At 66.8% G+C, this 16729-nt stretch carries 13 protein-coding genes; 10 read left to right on the forward strand and 3 right to left on the reverse strand.

All coding sequences use genetic code 11. From position 1 onward, the window contains the following. Positions 1 to 78 precede the first annotated feature (78 nt). Both ACP7AZ_RS04205 and ACP7AZ_RS04210 read left to right on the forward strand, forming a co-directional pair. On the forward strand, positions 79 to 3084 hold the full coding sequence (locus tag ACP7AZ_RS04205) for a TonB-dependent receptor domain-containing protein (RefSeq protein WP_426036372.1): 3006 nt from the start codon (positions 79 to 81) through the stop codon (positions 3082 to 3084). A 77-nt stretch (positions 3085 to 3161) separates the two neighbouring features. Then, entirely contained in the window at positions 3162 to 3956 is a 795-nt protein-coding gene (locus ACP7AZ_RS04210; protein ID WP_426036374.1) for a hypothetical protein, read from the forward strand. On the opposite strand, the gene ACP7AZ_RS04215 is transcribed toward ACP7AZ_RS04210, so the two are convergent. Continuing rightward, entirely contained in the window at positions 3947 to 4645 is a 699-nt protein-coding gene (locus ACP7AZ_RS04215) for an HAD family hydrolase (protein WP_426036376.1), read from the reverse strand. The genes ACP7AZ_RS04210 and ACP7AZ_RS04215 overlap by 10 nt on opposite strands. Before the next feature lie 54 nt (positions 4646 to 4699). Beyond that, positions 4700 to 5590, reverse strand: a complete 891-nt coding sequence (locus ACP7AZ_RS04220; RefSeq protein ID WP_426036378.1) for an acyl-CoA thioester hydrolase/BAAT C-terminal domain-containing protein — start codon at positions 5588 to 5590, stop codon at positions 4700 to 4702. A 178-nt stretch (positions 5591 to 5768) separates the two neighbouring features. Between ACP7AZ_RS04220 and ACP7AZ_RS04225 the strand changes: the two genes are divergently transcribed. The 6 genes from ACP7AZ_RS04225 to ACP7AZ_RS04250 all read left to right on the forward strand — a co-directional run bounded on the left by ACP7AZ_RS04225 (position 5769) and on the right by ACP7AZ_RS04250 (position 12210). Further along, entirely contained in the window at positions 5769 to 6473 is a 705-nt protein-coding gene (locus tag ACP7AZ_RS04225) for an SDR family NAD(P)-dependent oxidoreductase (protein ID WP_426036380.1), read from the forward strand. A 55-nt stretch (positions 6474 to 6528) separates the two neighbouring features. Next, a complete protein-coding gene (locus ACP7AZ_RS04230) occupies positions 6529 to 7527 on the forward strand; it encodes an aromatic ring-hydroxylating oxygenase subunit alpha (protein ID WP_426036382.1) in 999 nt (332 codons plus the stop codon). A 25-nt stretch (positions 7528 to 7552) separates the two neighbouring features. Continuing rightward, on the forward strand, positions 7553 to 8854 hold the full coding sequence (locus ACP7AZ_RS04235) for an amino acid permease (RefSeq protein WP_426036384.1): 1302 nt from the start codon (positions 7553 to 7555) through the stop codon (positions 8852 to 8854). Between the two features lie 89 nt (positions 8855 to 8943). After that, on the forward strand, positions 8944 to 10101 hold the full coding sequence (gene carA, locus ACP7AZ_RS04240) for a glutamine-hydrolyzing carbamoyl-phosphate synthase small subunit (protein WP_426036386.1): 1158 nt from the start codon (positions 8944 to 8946) through the stop codon (positions 10099 to 10101). Between the two features lies 1 nt (position 10102). Further along, on the forward strand, positions 10103 to 11059 hold the full coding sequence (locus tag ACP7AZ_RS04245; RefSeq protein ID WP_426036388.1) for a hypothetical protein: 957 nt from the start codon (positions 10103 to 10105) through the stop codon (positions 11057 to 11059). 17 nt (positions 11060 to 11076) lie between these two features. Beyond that, positions 11077 to 12210, forward strand: a complete 1134-nt coding sequence (locus tag ACP7AZ_RS04250; protein WP_426036390.1) for a patatin-like phospholipase family protein — start codon at positions 11077 to 11079, stop codon at positions 12208 to 12210. 3 nt (positions 12211 to 12213) lie between these two features. Here ACP7AZ_RS04250 and ACP7AZ_RS04255 read toward each other — a convergent pair whose 3' ends face one another. After that, on the reverse strand, positions 12214 to 12480 hold the full coding sequence (locus ACP7AZ_RS04255) for a hypothetical protein (protein WP_426036392.1): 267 nt from the start codon (positions 12478 to 12480) through the stop codon (positions 12214 to 12216). Between the two features lie 199 nt (positions 12481 to 12679). On the opposite strand from ACP7AZ_RS04255, the gene dnaG reads away from it, so the two are divergent. Together dnaG and rpoD are read left to right on the forward strand one after the other, a co-directional pair. Continuing rightward, positions 12680 to 14551 carry a DNA primase gene (gene dnaG, locus ACP7AZ_RS04260; RefSeq protein ID WP_426036394.1) on the forward strand — a complete coding sequence of 624 codons (1872 nt, stop codon included), beginning with the start codon at positions 12680 to 12682 and terminating at the stop codon, positions 14549 to 14551. 93 nt (positions 14552 to 14644) lie between these two features. Then, positions 14645 to 16612: an RNA polymerase sigma factor RpoD gene (gene rpoD / locus ACP7AZ_RS04265; protein WP_426036396.1), complete on the forward strand. Its 1968-nt coding sequence runs from the start codon at positions 14645 to 14647 to the stop codon at positions 16610 to 16612. Positions 16613 to 16729 lie beyond the last annotated feature (117 nt).

A 16729-nucleotide genomic window follows, 5' to 3' on the forward strand; every position in this document is an offset into this window, starting at 1 on the left:
AATTGCGTCCTCCCGATGCAAGATCAGGGGCCTCCGCCGATCATACTGACGGATCCTGATTTTTACGGAGTGAATGTCATGCTCTTCCGCAATCGACTGCGGCAATCCTCGGCCATTGCGTCCGGTCTGTTCGCCGCGCTGGTCATGGCCGGGCCTGTCTTCGCCCAGAACGCGCCACCTCCGCCTCAGGATCCCGACGACGAAGACGCCACGACGGTCGAAGAGGTCGTCGTCACCGGGTCGCGCATTCCGACCAACGAATTCACCAGCGCATCTCCGGTCCAGATTTTGACTACCGACCGGGCCCGCCAGCGCGGTCTCAGCGACACGACGCAGTTGCTGCAGTCCTCGACGCTCGCGGCCGGCTCGGCTCAGGTGAACTCTACAATCTCCAGCGCCTTCGTCACGGACGGCGGGCCGGGCTCGGCGACCATCTCGCTGCGCGGCCTGGGCGCCAATCGCACCCTGGTGCTGCTGAACGGCCGTCGCGCCGGTCCGGCGGGTACGCGCGGCGCAGTCTCGGCCTTCGACCTGAACGTCATCCCGCAATCGGCGATCGACCGCGTCGACATCCTGAAGGACGGCGCTTCGTCCATCTACGGCTCGGACGCCGTGGCGGGGGTCGTGAACCTGATCACCGAGCGCGGCCGCGACGGCGGCGTGATGAATGTGTTCGGCACGGTTCCGATCGAGGGCGGCGGCGAGCAATACAATGTCTCGGCCGCCTGGGGCGCGAATTTTGATCGCGGCTACCTGAACCTGTCGGCCGACTACTACCGCCAGGAGAAGCTGGCCGCCGGCGAGCGGGACTACCTGGTCTGCCGCAACCAGTATGTGTTCCAGCCCGGCACCCGCACCCGCGCCGACCGCATCGATCCTCGCACCGGCCAGCCGCAGTGCACGGACCTGACCTGGGGTCAGATCTACGTCTACGGCCCGGACTTCTCGGGCCGCGCGGGCCGGTTCCAGTTCGACTATGACGGCAACCTCGGCCAGCACATCCCGCGCCGGCCGACAAACCCGGTTGTCTCGGCGCAGTATCCCACTGCGCCGACCGGCTTCTATCTGGTCAACTACGACATCCCGTCGCGGGCGGTGACGAACAACCTCAGCGAATACGCGCTGGAGGAATCGATCATCCCCGAAACGACCCGCTATACGGTCTTCGCCGAAGGCGCCTACGAGATCAGCGGCGCCGTCGAGGCCTATGCCGAGATCCTGCTGAACCGTCGCGAGAGCCGCACGGACAGCTATCGTCAGTTCTGGAACTACACCTACACGGCCGACTTCCTGGACTTCTATTACGGCCCCGGCTCCGGCGGCGACCCGGTCACCGGCTTCCGCGGGCTGAACATCCTCAGCGCCACGCCCATCACCGACCACTTCGACCAGTCGCAGACTGTCGACTACGCCCGGGCCGTTGCCGGCGTTCGAGGCGACCTGGGCGGCTGGAAGTGGGACGTCTTCGCCCAGTACAGCCGCTCGGACGGCGAATACACAACCGATGTCATCCTGCAGGATGCGGTGGACTCGACCAGCTTCAAGACGCGCTCCTGCGTCGGCACCAACCTGCCGGTCAGCGGCCGGCCCTGTATCGACGTCGACTTCACCCGGCCTGACTTCCTGGCCGGTCGTCTGACGCCTGCGGAGCGGGCCTTCCTGTTCGACACCGACACCGGCAAGACGATCTACGAGCAGATGTATCTGGAAGGCACGATCGGGGGCACCCTGTACGAGTTGCCGGCCGGTCCGCTGGGCGCCGCCTTTGGCTTCCACGTGCGTCGCGACGAAATCGAGGACACGCCCGGCCCGATCACCCTGGCCGACAACAGCTGGGGCCTGTCCGGCGGCGGCATTACGGCGGGTACGGAAGACACTAACGAAGTCTACGGCGAGCTCTCGGTCCCGCTGCTGGCTGACGTGCCGTTCGCCCAGCGCCTGACGATGTCTCTCTCGGGTCGCTACACCGACACCAAGACTTCGGGCGACGCCTCGACCTACAAGGTGGGCCTGAACTGGGAGATCACGGACTCCATCCGTTTCCGCGCCACCCACGGGACCTCGTTCCGCGCACCGGCCCTGTTTGAACTGTATCTGGCCGACCAGACCAGCTTCATCGGTCAGCGCAACATCGATCCCTGCCTGAACCTCGGTCAACGCGTCGCCGACGGCAGCATCCAGACGACCAGCCCGATCTATCGGAACTGCACCAGCACGTCCGGACCGGGCGGCGGGGTTCTGCCGACCTTCACCGGCGGCGTGGTGAGCGCCACGGTCGTCACCGGCGGCGGCCTGGGCGTGCTGGTGCCCGAGACCTCGAAGGCTACTGTCATCGGCGTCATCCTGACGCCGGCCGGCAGCGACCTGAGCCTGGCCGTCGACTATTTCGACATCGCCATCAAGGACCAGGTCGATGTGCTCGGCGCCGCCGGGATCCTGCAGGCCTGCTATCTGTCGGAAAGCTTTCCCAACGATCCGATCTGCAACCAGTTCGATCGCAACGGCACCACCAAGTCGATCGATCGGGTTCGCGACAGCTATCTGAACATCGCGGAACAGAACAACCGCGGCATTGACTTCACGGCGCGATGGTTCCGTGACTTCGACTTCGGCACCGTGACCATTGATACACAGACCACCTGGACCTTCGAGACCAATCAGTCGACCTTCGCCAACTTCGGCACGGACTTCCTGGGCGACATCGGCAATCCGGAACTGGTCGGCAACGTCAACCTGACCCTGGAACGCGGCCCCTGGACGGCCTTCTGGGGCTGGGACTGGATCGGCAACCAGGACGCCCGCCCGGACATCATCCGGAACGGCGGCAATCTGAACCAGGTGATCGACGGCCGCACGACCGAGACCAAGGCCTATGCCGAGTTCACCGGCTTCCACAGCGTGTCCCTGAGCTACGAGGGCGACGGCTGGGAAATCTCGGGCGGCCTAGCCAACCTGTTCGACGAACTGCCGCCGGCCGCCTCGTCGGTCTCGGTGGGCACCACCGGCAACTCGGTCCTGCAGTCTCAATACACCGAGGCCTACTACGGCCGGCGCGCCTTCATGCGTCTGTCCAAGTCGTTCTGATCCGGAACGATCCACGCTAGGACGAAGGGCGGAGGAGAGATCCGCCACCCTTTTCCGTTTCGCCCTCAAGGAACCCCATGGCCATCATCAAGGGCATGCAGGACACGCTGGACGCCGAGGTCGCGCGTTTCGTCCAGACGCCGCTGAAACAGCCTCTGCTCGTCAACAGCATCCCCAAGGGCGGGACGCACTTGCTGCGCAATGTCTTGCGGATGTTCGTCCCGATCGAGCAGCATCACGACCGGGATTTCGTGCAGATCCCGAATATGCACCAGCACCTGGACGCCTTCGATCCGAACGCGCCCAAACTGGCGGCGGCGCATCTTTTGTTCAGCGATCAGTCGCTGGCCAATATCCGGTTCGCCCGGCACATCCTGCTGGTGCGGGATCCCTGGGACTGGGTGCTCGCCCGCGCCCGCTTCTTCGTCTCGGACGAGTTCGAGCAGGAGAACATCCAGCACCTCAAGACCCCCGGCCTCTTCTCGGCCGAGGCCCTGATGAACATGATGATCTTTGGCGTGCACCAAAAGTCGCCCGCCCTGATCGACATCTACACCCACAATGCCGCCGCCTGGTTGGGGACGGGGGTTCATCTCGTTCGCTATGAGGATCTCGCCGCGGCCGTCCGCGACATAGAGGCGCCCGGGAGCGAGCGACTGATTGCCGAGTTGCTGGAAGCAGCGGGCATCGTCCGCCCCGACGACTGGCGTGAACGCGTGGTCACCGGCGCCGACCGGAAGAAGAGCCGGACTGCCCGCGAAAACCTGAAATTGCCCGACGGCCTGGTATTCCCTGATGTTCTGCCGGACGCGCAGAAAGCGCTGGTCGAGTTCCACGCGCCCGGCTTGCGGAAATTGCTCGGCTACGCCTGAGCCCGCTCGGCGATCCATGCGGGCAGGTCGTCGATACGGTCGAGCAGGCCGAAGCGCGGGTGGTCGACCGGCGGCTCGGCGATCTCGTGCGCCCAGGTGACGTGATAGGGGATGTGGACGGCGAAGGCCCCGGCCTCGATGGCCGGGATGACGTCCGACTTGACCGAATTGCCGGCCATGACCGCCTCGTGGGCGCCCGTGCCGTGGCGGGCAAAGACGCGGTAATAGGTGCCCCTATCCTTCTCCGAGACGATCTCCACGGCCGCGAACAGATCGCCGAGGCCGGACGCCGCCAGCTTGCGCTCCTGGTCCAGCAGGTCGCCCTTGGTGACCAGCACGAGGCGATACTGTTCGGACAGCCGCTGCAGGGCCTCGTCGACGCCCGGCAGGGTCTCGACCGGATGGGCGATCATCTCGCGGCCGGCGGCGAGGATTTCGCGCAGGACGCCCGGCGGAGGCTCGCCCTCGCACAGCTCCATTGCCGTCTCGATCATGGAGAGGGTGAAGCCCTTGATGCCGTAGCCGTAGAGCCTCAGGTTCCGGCCCTCTACCTCGGCCAGGCGCGCCTCGATGAGCGCGTTGTCGTGGTCGCCCAGCAGATCGAGGAACCGCGCCTGGGTCAGGCGGAAGATGGTCTCATTGTGCCAGAGGGTGTCGTCGGCATCGAGGCCGACCGTGGTGATCGTCATACCCGCCGTCTCGCCCAAGGCATCGGGGGACGCAAGCCTCCGATGCGCCTTACCTCAGTGCGACAGGGCCTCGCGCAGGAAGGCCAGGACGCGGGGCCAGCCGTCGGCGCGGGCGGACACCAGGGCCGGGATCGTGCCGCCGACACTCAGCACGCCCTGCAGCGCTGGTGCGTTCGGATCGCGGATCGGCGGGCCGAATACAGCGTGGCCAGCGTCCTCATATTCGATGCTGACGACCGGGAAGGCGAAGTCGTGCGCCTGCAGGCGACGCTCGATCCGGGCGGCCATGTCAGCAGACGGCCACAGCGTATCGGCCTGGCCCGAGATCATCAGGATCGGCCCGGCGATCCGCTCAACCGGGATTTCCGCCTCGGCCGGGGCAGAGTCCATGGCGCCCGCGTACAGGGCGAAGATGCTGATGAAACCCTGGCTGAAGTCATAGGGCGTATAGACCAGTGGCTGGCCGCCTGCAGTCCAGGACGATCCTGTGGGGCTGCCCGTCTGATCAATCCCCTGCCAGACAAGACTCGACGGCACGCCGACCGCGACCGCCTTGATCCGCGGGTCGCGGCTGGCGGTCAACAGGGCCAGCTCGGCGCCCTTGGACACGCCCATGACGGCGACGGGGCCGGCGACCTCAGGCCTCGACTGAAGCCAGACCAGAGCGGCGCCCACGGGCTCGATGGGGATCTCGTTGAGGCGCGGCGACTGGCCGGTCTCGCCGAAGTAGGAGACTGCGATGGCGTTGAACCCGTCGGCTGCGAGGCGTCGGGCGAGGTTGCGCGAGCCGCCCAGCCCGCCTTCTGAGCCGCCCAGCACGATGACGGCGCCGCGCGAGGCTGTGGCCGGATCGGCGGCGAAATAGTCGGCGACCAGATCTGCGCTGCGCACCTCCTGGGTCGGCGGAACAGTGGCGACAGCGGCAGTGGCCGGGGTTTGGGCCACGGCGGAGGCTGCGCTGCCACATGTGAGTAACAGCGCGGCGAGCAAGGCGGATGGGGTCGAGCGCGACATCATTGGACCTCCGTAGTTAAAGAACTTTGTATAACAAAGTATATGGGAGCGCAAGGGCGCGACGCGATGCCAGCTTGTTCTTCTCCCCTGGAGGGCGTTGATCGGACGCATGCAGGCTCTCGGTCCAGACGTCGCTTCCGCTGTTGTCGTCGGTGCATCGGGGGGCATCGGGGCAGCCGTGGCCGATGGGTTGGCGGCGTCGGGACGTTTCGCCACGATTCACCGCCTGTCCCGCTCGGTGACGGGACTGGATCTGGAAGATGAGGCCAGCATCGCCGCCGCCGCCGGGCGAATCGCGGACGGACCGGCTCCGGCTCTGATTTTCGTAGCCACCGGCATCCTGCACCACGGCGAGGCGCCCGAACGATCCTTCAGGGCGATGACGGCGGAGCACCTGCTGCGAGACTACCGCGTCAACACCGTCGGCCCGGCGCTCGTCGCCAAGCATTTCCTGCCGTTGCTCCCCCGCGACCGGCGCGCTGTGTTCGCGGCCCTGTCCGCACGAGTCGGATCGATCGGCGACAACCGTCTGGGCGGCTGGCACAGCTATCGCGCGTCCAAGGCGGCGCTGAACATGATCGTTCGCAACCTCGCGATCGAGATGGCGCGCTCTCATCCCCATGCGATTGTGGCGGGGCTGCATCCGGGGACGGTGAGTACGGGGCTGAGCGAACCGTTCCAAAAAGGGGTGTCGCCGGAAGCATTGTTCACGCCCGCTGTCTCTGCAGGAAATCTGTTGGGTGTCCTTGACGGCCTGACTCCTGCGGACAGCGGCGGCGTCTTCGCGTGGGACGGTGCACGAATCCCGGCCTAGCCTGCGGAAAGTCGAGCCGCTTGACGAGGCCGGGCCGCCGGGGCCTTGTTGGGTCATGCAGGTCACTCTTCCGGCCCGGCTTTACGGATGTCCCGACGCGTGGCTGCGCGAGCGCAAAGGCCTGTTCGGGCACACGTGGTTGTTCCTCGCTCATGAGGCCGAGGCGTCGGATGCCGGCGACTGGGTCGCCACCGACGTCGCAGGGCATCAGTTGTTGATGGTGCGAGGAGCAGACGGCGCGCTGCGGGCCTTCCACAATGTCTGCCGCCACCGGGCCGGGCCGCTGGTCAGTGGGGTCGCAGGGAATTGCGGGCGCGAACTGGTGTGCGGCTACCACGGCTGGCGCTACTCGCTTGAGGGTCGGCTGAGGGCGGCGACGGGGTTCGGCGCCGCCGAGGGGTTCGATCCCCGCGAATTCGGCCTGTTGGGCCTGAGGCTGGAGACCTGGCGCGGGCTGGTGTTCGTGACGCTGGACCCCGACGCTGCGCCCCTCGGTCAGACCGTCGCGCCGCTCGAGACGTTGCTGGCAGAACGGGGTTTCGACATCGCCCGCCCGGCCGCGCGCCGCACCCATGTCCTGGACTGCGACTGGAAGGTCTATGCCGAGAACTATCTGGAGGGCTACCACATCGGTTCGGTCCATCCCGTCCTCGCCGACGAACTGGGCCCGGCGGAATACCGCGTCCGGGTCGAGGGCGATCTGGTGATCCAGGAGGCGGTCGGGGTGAACGACGGACCCCAGGCAGGGGTCTGGGGCTGGCTGTGGCCCAACCTAGGGATCAACGTCTATCGCAACGGAGCGATGATCGAGCGGATGACGCCGGTCGGGCCGGGTCGCACGCGGCTGGACTATCTGTTCCTCAACGACGGCGGGGAGGGGGCGCTGGGCGAGGCGCTGGTAGCATCGGACCGGCTGACCGCCGAGGACGCGGCCATCTGCGAGGCCGTGCAGAGGAACCTGACGGCGGGCGCCTATGAGACGGGTGTGCTGAGTTCTCGCCACGAGACCGCCGTGGCTTGGTTCCAGATGCGGATCGGCGCCGTCCATGCTTGAGTGATGGCAGGCAAGGGGGAACCGCATGACCGACGCGCGACCGGCGGGCGACCGCAAACTCGGCTGGGGTCTCGCCGCCCTCCTCGTCACCGGCAACATGATCGGCTCGGGTGTGTATCTCCTGCCGGCCTCGCTGGCGTCGATCGGCAGCTCCAGTCTGGTGGGCTGGGTCGTCGCCGCATTGGGCGCCTTGCTGCTGGCCGCCGTTTTCGCGGGCCTCGGCCGAACGCTTCCCGCGGCCGACAGCCTGTCCGGCTACGCGGGGCAGGGGCTCGGCCGTTTCTTCGGCTATCAGGCTTCCGTGGCCTACTGGGTCGGCAACTGGGTCGGCAATGTCGCCATCGCGGTGGCCGCCACCGGATACATGGCGTTCTTCGTCCCGATGCTGGCGGAGCGTTGGCCCGGCGCCGTGTGCAATGTCGCCCTCGTATGGCTGACCACCCTTCTCTACATGGCCGGGCCCCGGGCCGTAGCGCGTTTCGGCGGGCTGACCCTGGCTGTCGGTCTGGTTCCCCTGGTGATTGCAGTGTTCGCTGGCGCGATCGCCTTCGACCCGGCGGTCTTCGCGGCGTCATGGTCGCCGGCCGGCGTCGGTCTGACGTCGAGCGTACCGGCCTCCATGGCGCTGATCTTCTGGGCCTTCCTGGGCTTCGAAAGCGCTGGAGTGGTGGCCCAGAGGCTGAAGGACCCCGAGCGGAACGTCGGTCGCGCCACTTTCGTTGGCGTCACGCTGGCGGCCATCATCTATATCGCGGTCAGTGCTGCGGTGTTCGGCGTCATCCCGGCGGCGGAACTGGCGCAGTCCAGCAGCCCGTTCGCCGATGTGGCCGTGCGGGTGATCGGAAGCGGGGCGGCAGGCTTCGTCGCGGTCTGCGCCGTGGCCAAGACACTGGGAACGCTGGGCGGCTGGATGATGCTGACCGGAGAGACCGCCCGCGCCGGCGCCCGCCAGGGCTTCCTGCCTCGGGTCTTTGGCCACGGGGCGGTGACGCCGCCCGCCAATCCCCTGATCCACGGCGTGCTGATGACCGTCATCGTCCTGGCCAGCGCCCAGCCCCGGCTCGCCGGGCAGTTCGGTCTGCTGATCGGCGCGACGACCGTGCTGTTCCTGGTCGTCTACGGGTTCTGCTGCGTGGCCCTGATGCGGTTCACCGACCGCTGGCCGGAGCGGATCGCGGCGCTGGGCGGCCTGGCATTCTGCGGCTGGGCCGTTGTGATGTCTGGCTGGGTCTTTCTGGGGATCGCGGTGGCCTTTTTCGCGGTGACGACTGTCGTCTGGGTCGGTCTCAGGCTGCGGAGGCGGCACCTCGCGCTAACAAAGCCATGACGACCGCCACCGACGGCGTTGACCGCCGACATTCGCCCCGGTAGTCACGCCGCCGTTTGAGCGCCGGGATTCGGTGCTATGAGGCGCGCATGACCGACAAGCTTCTCCCCGGCGCCACTGGCGTCCTCGCTCTCGCAGACGGCACGATCTTCCAGGGCGTGGGGGTCGGCGCGACCGGCTCGGCGCTCGGCGAGGTGGTCTTCAACACGGCGATGACCGGGTATCAGGAGATCCTGACCGACCCGTCCTACATGAGCCAGATCCTGGCCTTCACCTTCCCGCACGTCGGCAACACCGGCACGAACCTGGAGGACATCGAACAGATGGGCGGCGGTTCGGAAACCTCGGCACGAGGCGCGATCTTCCGCGACCTGCCGACCGATCCGGCCAACTGGCGCTCGGACTCGAGCTTCGACGTCTGGATGAAGCGGCGCGGCGTCGTGGGCCTTGCGGGTATCGACACCCGCGCCCTGACCCAGCGCATCCGCGACCACGGTGCGCCCCACGCGGTGATCGCCCACGATCCGGACGGGAAATTCGATCTGGACGCCCTCGTGGCGCAGGCAAAAGCCTGGACCGGCCTCGTCGGCCTCGACCTCGCCAGGCCCGCCTCGACCCTTCAGGCGTTCGAATGGGACGAGGGCCTGTGGGAATGGCCGGAGGGGCACCCGAAGACCGAGGGGCGCAAGACCGTCGTCGTCGTCGATTATGGTGTGAAGCGAAACATCCTGCGGGCGCTGGCCTCGACCGGCGCGAAAATCACCGTGGTCCCCGCCACGACGACGGCCGAGGAGATTCTGGCCCGCTCGCCGGACGGCGTCGTCCTGTCGAACGGCCCGGGCGATCCAGCGGCGACCGGCGAGTACGCCGTGCCCGAGATCAGGAAGCTGGTCGAGAGCGGCAAGCCCGTCTTCGGCATTTGCCTCGGTCACCAGATGCTGGCCCTCGCGCTCGGCGCCAGGACCGTGAAGATGGACCAGGGCCACCACGGCGCGAATCATCCGGTGAAGGATCTGACGACAGGCAAGGTCGAGATCGTGTCGATGAACCATGGCTTCACCGTCGACCGTGACAGCCTGCCAGACGTCGTCGAGGAGACCCACGTCAGCCTGTTCGACGGCACCAATTGCGGCATCCAGCTGAAGGACCGTCCCGTATTCAGCGTCCAGCACCACCCGGAAGCCTCTCCGGGACCGACGGACAGCCTGTATCTGTTCGACCGGTTCAACGACCTGATGAAGGCCTAGAATGGCCATTCACGCGGCGACCTCAGCCTATTTGGGCTGGCTCGCCGTCGCGCGGGGCAAGGATGGGGGAGGATCCCGAACCGTCTCGGCGGCGCCGGTTGATCTCGTGTTGGGCTACGCGACCGGCTACGATTCCCATGACATCGCCCCGTTTCTGCGCTCGCTGCGCGCGGTGTTTGATGGCGAGGTCGCCCTGGTCGTCGACGACCGGCCCGATGTGATCGCCATGCTGGAAGAGCACGGGGTCCATGCCCTGCCGGCGGACATGGTCGAGGGCTGGGAGCCCCACGCGGTCATCGCCCGGTTCGCGGCTTTCGATCGCTATCTGGCGGATAGGCCCGAGGTGCGGAATGTCCTGCTGACCGACGTGCGCGACGTCCTGTTCCAGCGACCGCCATTTGCGCCGGCGCCGACGGGGCTTGAGGTCTTCGTCGAGGGTGACGTGCTGGGCGATCACGCCTTCAACATGAAATATCTGCGAGCCTTGGCCGGAGACCGGATGGCCCAGGATCTGGCGTCGGCTCCCGCGATCTGTGTCGGCACGGTCATGGGGCCGCGCCGGGAGGTCGCCCGGTTCTGCCGTATGGTGCTGATGCTGGCGGCCATCCCGCGCTCGGAGATCGGCGGGGCGTTCGGCACGGACCAGGCCGCCTGCAATATCGCGGTGCATATGGGGCTGGTGGAGGCCGAGGTCCGCGAGAATTTCGGCCGGGTCGCCACGATCGGCCTGACGCCCGGCGAGACCCTGACGTTTGCGAACGGCGAGGTGGTCAACCCCGATGGTTCGGTCAGCGCCATCGTCCATCAGCACGACCGCCACCCCCATCTCGCCGAGGCAACCCGCGGCCGCTGGGGCGGGGGGCTGGAGGTGCGCGAGCGGGTCCGCCCCAAGGGCGTGGCCGAGCGAGGCCGTCGCCTGCGGGATTCCCTGATGCGTCGCCTGCCCGAACTGCGCTGACGTGGTAGGTTGAGTTCATGCCAGCTCGCCTGATCCTCCTCGCTGTCATCTTCATGCTCGGCGCTTGCGCCAGCGGGGCCCGGTCGTCGTTTGACCTCCAGGACCGCGCAGGCGCGCGGCCGATGGGGCTGATCTCGGCCCCGAATCATCCGATCCGCGTCTACCTCGACGCCGAAGACCGCGCCGCGATCTTCCAGCAGGCGTTCCGCGAGGGTGTGCCGGTCGGAGCGGACGGGCGGCTGGACTTCATCGCGCTGTCGGGCGGCGGATCTAACGGCGCATTCACCGCAGGCCTGATGAAGGGCTGGAGCGAAACCGGCGAGCGGCCGGACTTTGAGGTTGTGACCGGAGTCTCGACCGGGGCGCTGGCCGCGCCCTTCGTCTTCCTGGGCCCTGACTACGATGACGAACTGGCCGAAGCCTATACCGGCGGAGCGGCGGCGGGTCTGCTGCAATCCCAGGGACTGGGCGCTCTGATCGGGTCCGGCATCTACAAATCGGCGCCTCTTCGATCCCTGGTCGAGCGGTTCGTGACCGAGGATGTCCTGCGCGCAGTCGCGGCGGAATACGCCAAGGGGCGGGTCTTGCTGGTTGCGACCACGGACCTCGACTCTCAACGCGGCGTCAGCTGGGACCTGGGCGCCATTGCGACGCAAGGCACGCCCCAGGCGCTGGAGCTTTTTCGCAGCGTGCTGGTGGCCTCAGCCAGCATTCCCGGCGCCTTTCCGCCCGTTCTGATCCAGTCAGACAACGCCGGTCTTCGTTTTGAGGAGATGCATGTGGACGGCGGAGTGGCAGCGCCCTTCCTGGCCGTGCCGGAGACCCTGTGGTCGTTCGAGGAGCCGTCCGACACCCTGCGCGGCGCGCGCTTCTATGTGGTGGTGGACGGGCGAACCAATCCCAGCTTCGGGATCACGAAGGACACACCACAGGGCGTGCTGGGCCGCAGCATCGACGTCCTGCTGCGCGCTTCGCTGGTGACGACCCTGGCGGGCAACCACGCTTTCGCGGACCGGAACGACCTGTTCTTCCGCTACGCCGCCCTGCCGGACGACTCCGAGGCCTCGGCCCTGGACTTCAGCCTCGAGTCCATGAGCGCGGTCTATGAGCTCGGGCGGCAGGGCGCGATCTCGGGCGCTGCCTGGAGATAGACCCTAGGGAAGCGGCGCGAAGCTGCGTTCTTCGCGGAGCGCGCAAGCCTTCTTCACCGCAACCGGGGCGGCGTGCAGCCAGTAGGCGGCGTCTTCCGGCCGATCGGCCCGCTTCCGCTCCAGACCCCTCAGGCGTCGCTGGGCGGCATTGGCCAGCAGGAGGGCGTGGAGTGCACGCGGTTTCAGGTCGTGAACCTTAGGGGCATAGGGAACGGCGACGGGATCGGGTCCGGTGGGCTCGACTGCCGGTTGGGTGATGGCGATGAACATGGGGCGGCTCTGGCTTGAAGAGTAGGTCGGTGCTTCTGCGCCGGAGGGAACAGTGGATTAACCCTGCCTTCTGTGGATAGTTCCGCATTCGGACCAAAAAATGTCCTGAAAAAACAGCAGGCTATCGTCTCGGTTTAGCCTTCTTGGTTAACGACTGGTTAATGGCTCCGCTGCGGCGCAGAGCGCGGTATACGGAGCGGTGCGTTTCGATGACCGCTTCCTTGAGGAACTGAAGGCCCGCCTTCGCCCGTCCGACGTGATCGGCCGGTCGGTGAAGCTCAAGCGTCAGGGACGCGAGTGGGTGGGGCTGTCGCCCTTCTCCAAGGAGAAGTCGCCGTCGTTCTTCGTCAACGACGACAAGGGATTCTTCCACGACTTCTCGTCGGGCAAGCATGGCGACGTGATCTCCTTCCTGCAGGAGACCGAACGGCTGAGCTTCCCCGAAGCGGTCGAGCGGCTGGCTGCCGAGGCCGGGATGCAGATGCCGGCCGAGGACCCGCAGGCCGCCGAGCGCCAGGCCAGGAAGCAGGGCCTGTCGGACTGGATGGACCTGGCCCAGAAATGGTTCGCGGCGAACCTGCGTCGGTCGACCGGCAAGGCGGCGCGCGACTATCTCGAGAAGCGCGGCTTGCCGGAGGATCAGTGGGAGCGGTTCGGCCTCGGCTATGCGCCGAACGACCGCGAGGGGCTTAAGGCGGCGCTGGTCCAGCGCGGGGCCAGGCCGGGCGATCTGGTCGAGATGGGGATGCTGATCTCGCCGGAGGGCGGCGGTAATCCCTATGACCGGTTCCGCGACCGGCTGATGTTCCCGATCCTCGACGCGCGCGGACGTCTGGTCAGCTTCGGCGGCCGGGCGATGAACCCTGACGACCGGGCCAAATATCTGAACGGGCCGGAGAGCCCGCTCTTCCACAAGGGAGCGACGCTGTACGGCCTGCCCGAGGCGCGGCGCATCCTCGGCGCGGAGTCGAAATCGACCCAGGCCGTGATCGTGGTCGAGGGCTATATGGACGTCATCGCCTGCCAGCGCGCGGGCCTGCCGGCCGTGGCGCCGATGGGCACGGCCCTGACCGAGGATCAGATGGCTCTGCTGTGGCGGGTGTCGTCGGAGCCGGTGCTGTGTTTCGACGGAGACGGGGCGGGGCAGAGGGCCGCGTATCGCGCCATCGAACGCGCTCTGCCGCTGCTGAAGCCGGGTCGATCGTTCCGTTTCGCCCTGCTGGAGGGCGGGCAGGATCCGGATGACATCCTGAGAGACAAGGGCGCGCCGGCCCTGCGTCAGGCCATGACCGAGACGCGGACCTTCGCCGAGGTCTTGTTTCGCCGCGAGGCCGAGGCTGAACCGCTGGATACGCCCGAGCGCCGGGCCGGGCTGAAAGGGCGGCTGCGCACGGCGGCGGCGGCGATTCAGGACAAGGATCTGGCCGAACAGTATCGCCGCGAGCTGTTCGACCGCTTCGATGCCCTGTTCCCCGGCCGGTCGGCGCCCCAGCCACGCGCCCAGCAACCGGGTGGACGCTGGAAGCAGGGTGCGCCGCCGAAGCTCGGCCAGACGGCGGAGGGCGCCTCGGCGATGCACGCCCTGACCCGATCGATCGAGCCGATCGCAGCGGCCTTGGCCCATGGCGCCATCGAGGATCCGGAGCGGATGGACGACCATCTGGAGGCAATCGCCTCGCATGGCTTCGGCGATCCGGCTCTGGACGGGCTGGCGCAGGAGCTGGTCAGGTTGCGTTTCGGGGGCCAAACGCTTGACAGCGCGGCCTTGCGTCGCCATCTCGCGACCTCCGGACACGATGCTTTAGTGCGCGAGGTCGAGAAGGCGGCGGCAAAGTCCGGCGCGCCTTTCCTGGCCGCAAATGCGCCCCTCGCCGAAGCAAGGGTCCGGTGGTCGCAAGGCTTCGACGCCCTGACCCGCGTTGCGGGACTGGACGCGGCGCTGGCGTCAGCGAAGTCGGGGGCGGATCACGCTTTCGACGCATCCGCCTTCAGTCGTCTGAAGGCGGAACGCGATGCATTGCGACGAGCCATCAAGACCGGAATGATCTGGGACGATGAGGCTGGTTCGTAACGAACTCGGCCCGCATGCGTTCTATTTCGGAACGAATGTTGCATTTTTGCCGACGGGCCGGCGGGGTCCTGACGGTGCGGAGAATTGAACTGAATGACTGATACGCAGGAACCGCCTGAGTCCACATCCACCGACGGGCCTTTGCTCGATCTCACAGATGCTGGCGTCAAGAAGTTCATCAAGCAGGCCAAGGCGCGTGGCTATGTGACGATGGAGGAGCTGAACAAGGTTCTGCCGTCGGAAGAAGTCACGCCGGACGCGATTGAAGATACGCTCGCGATGCTGTCCGAGATGGGCGTCAATGTTGTCGAGGCGGAGGAAGACGCCGCCGAGACGACGGGCGGCGAAGTCGCCGAGCGCGCCGAGACTTCGGTCACCGAAGGCGATGCCAAGCCGACCTATGACCGCACCGACGATCCCGTACGGATGTATCTGCGCGAGATGGGCTCGGTCGAGCTGCTGAGCCGCGAGGGCGAGATCGCCATCGCCAAGCGGATCGAGGCCGGGCGCGACGCCATGATCTCGGGCCTGTGCGAGAGCGCCCTGACGTTCGAGGCCATCATGGTCTGGCGCGACGAACTGGCCAACAACCGCATCCTGCTGCGTGAGGTCATCGACCTGGACGCCACCTATGGCGTGCTCAACCCCGCGTCCCTGCCGCACAACCAGCCCCAGCCCCCGATCCCTGGCCAGCCGGTCCCGCCCAAGCCCGAGCTGGAACCGGGCTCGGACGCCGCTGCCGAGGCCGAGAAGGCCGAGCAGGACGAGGAGGACGAAGACTTCGACGACGGCGGCGGGATGTCGATCTCGGCGCTGGAGGCGGAGTTGCGCGACGGCGTCATGGAGACCCTGGACGCCATCGCCTCGGACTTCGACGCCTTCCGCAAACTGCAGGAGAAGCTGGTCGACACCCGGCTGAAGGGCGAGGACCTCAGCGTCAAGGACCGCAAGGCCTATGACACATTGTCGGCGGCGATCTCGGGCCGGCTGAAGACGCTGAAGCTGAACAACAACCGGATCGAGGCCCTGGTCGAGCAGCTCTATGCGATCAACAAGCGGCTGATCGGTCTGGAAGGCCGGCTGCTCCGCCTGGCCGACAGCTACGGCATCTCGCGCCCCGAGTTCCTCAAGGCCTATTTCACCCGCGAACTCGACCCCAACTGGTCGGAAACGGTCAAGGCGATGGGCGTTCGCTGGACCAAGTTCAGCGACGACCAGTCGACCCAGATCGCCACCATCCGGGGCGATGTCGCCGCCGTGGCGACCGAGGCCGGCCTGCCGATCGACGACTATCGCCGCATCGTCCAGACGGTGCAGAAGGGCGAGCGCGAGGCCCGTCAGGCCAAGAAGGAAATGGTCGAGGCCAACCTGCGTCTGGTCATCTCCATCGCCAAGAAATACACCAACCGCGGCCTGCAATTCCTTGATCTCATTCAGGAAGGCAACATCGGCCTGATGAAGGCGGTCGACAAGTTCGAGTACCGCCGCGGCTACAAGTTCAGCACCTATGCGACCTGGTGGATCCGTCAGGCCATCACGCGCTCGATCGCCGACCAGGCGCGGACCATCCGCATCCCGGTCCACATGATCGAGACGATCAACAAGATCGTCCGCACCAGCCGCCAGATGCTGCACGAGATCGGTCGCGAGCCGACCCCGGAAGAGCTGGCCGAAAAACTGGCCATGCCGCTGGAGAAGGTCCGCAAGGTCCTGAAGATCGCCAAGGAGCCGATCAGCCTCGAGACCCCGATCGGCGACGAGGAAGACTCGCACCTGGGCGACTTCATCGAGGACAAGAACGCCATCCTGCCGATCGACGCGGCCATCCAGTCGAACCTGCGCGAGACCACCACCCGCGTGCTGGCGTCGCTGACGCCGCGCGAGGAGCGGGTCCTGCGCATGCGTTTCGGCATCGGCATGAACACCGACCACACGCTGGAAGAAGTCGGCCAGCAATTCTCGGTCACCCGCGAACGCATCCGCCAGATCGAGGCCAAGGCGCTGCGCAAGCTGAAGCACCCGAGCCGGTCACGGAAGCTGCGGAGCTTCCTCGACAGCTGAGGCTTAAGGATCAGGGCCGCTTCCGTAAGGAGGCGGCCCTTTTTCTTCCCTCTCCCGGTGGGAGAGGGACAAGTATTGCGCAGGTAAAGCGTTCCGCCGGCGCGCGTGACCAAACTG

Source organism: Brevundimonas sp. DC300-4 (genome assembly GCF_049897365.1).
GTDB lineage: Bacteria > Pseudomonadota > Alphaproteobacteria > Caulobacterales > Caulobacteraceae > Brevundimonas.

Bases quoted from the DNA above. Each gene is read 5' to 3' on its own strand.
- ACP7AZ_RS04205 (WP_426036372.1), top strand. From the start codon at position 79: ATGCTCTTCCGCAATCGACTGCGGCAATCCTCGGCCATTGCGTCCGGT.
- ACP7AZ_RS04210 (WP_426036374.1), top strand. From the start codon at position 3,162: ATGGCCATCATCAAGGGCATGCAGGACACGCTGGACGCCGAGGTCGCG.
- ACP7AZ_RS04215 (WP_426036376.1), bottom strand. From the start codon at position 4,645: ATGACGATCACCACGGTCGGCCTCGATGCCGACGACACCCTCTGGCAC.
- ACP7AZ_RS04225 (WP_426036380.1), top strand. From the start codon at position 5,769: ATGCAGGCTCTCGGTCCAGACGTCGCTTCCGCTGTTGTCGTCGGTGCA.
- ACP7AZ_RS04230 (WP_426036382.1), top strand. From the start codon at position 6,529: ATGCAGGTCACTCTTCCGGCCCGGCTTTACGGATGTCCCGACGCGTGG.
- ACP7AZ_RS04235 (WP_426036384.1), top strand. From the start codon at position 7,553: ATGACCGACGCGCGACCGGCGGGCGACCGCAAACTCGGCTGGGGTCTC.
- carA (WP_426036386.1), top strand. From the start codon at position 8,944: ATGACCGACAAGCTTCTCCCCGGCGCCACTGGCGTCCTCGCTCTCGCA.
- ACP7AZ_RS04245 (WP_426036388.1), top strand. From the start codon at position 10,103: ATGGCCATTCACGCGGCGACCTCAGCCTATTTGGGCTGGCTCGCCGTC.
- ACP7AZ_RS04250 (WP_426036390.1), top strand. From the start codon at position 11,077: ATGCCAGCTCGCCTGATCCTCCTCGCTGTCATCTTCATGCTCGGCGCT.
- ACP7AZ_RS04255 (WP_426036392.1), bottom strand. From the start codon at position 12,480: ATGTTCATCGCCATCACCCAACCGGCAGTCGAGCCCACCGGACCCGAT.
- rpoD (WP_426036396.1), top strand. From the start codon at position 14,645: ATGACTGATACGCAGGAACCGCCTGAGTCCACATCCACCGACGGGCCT.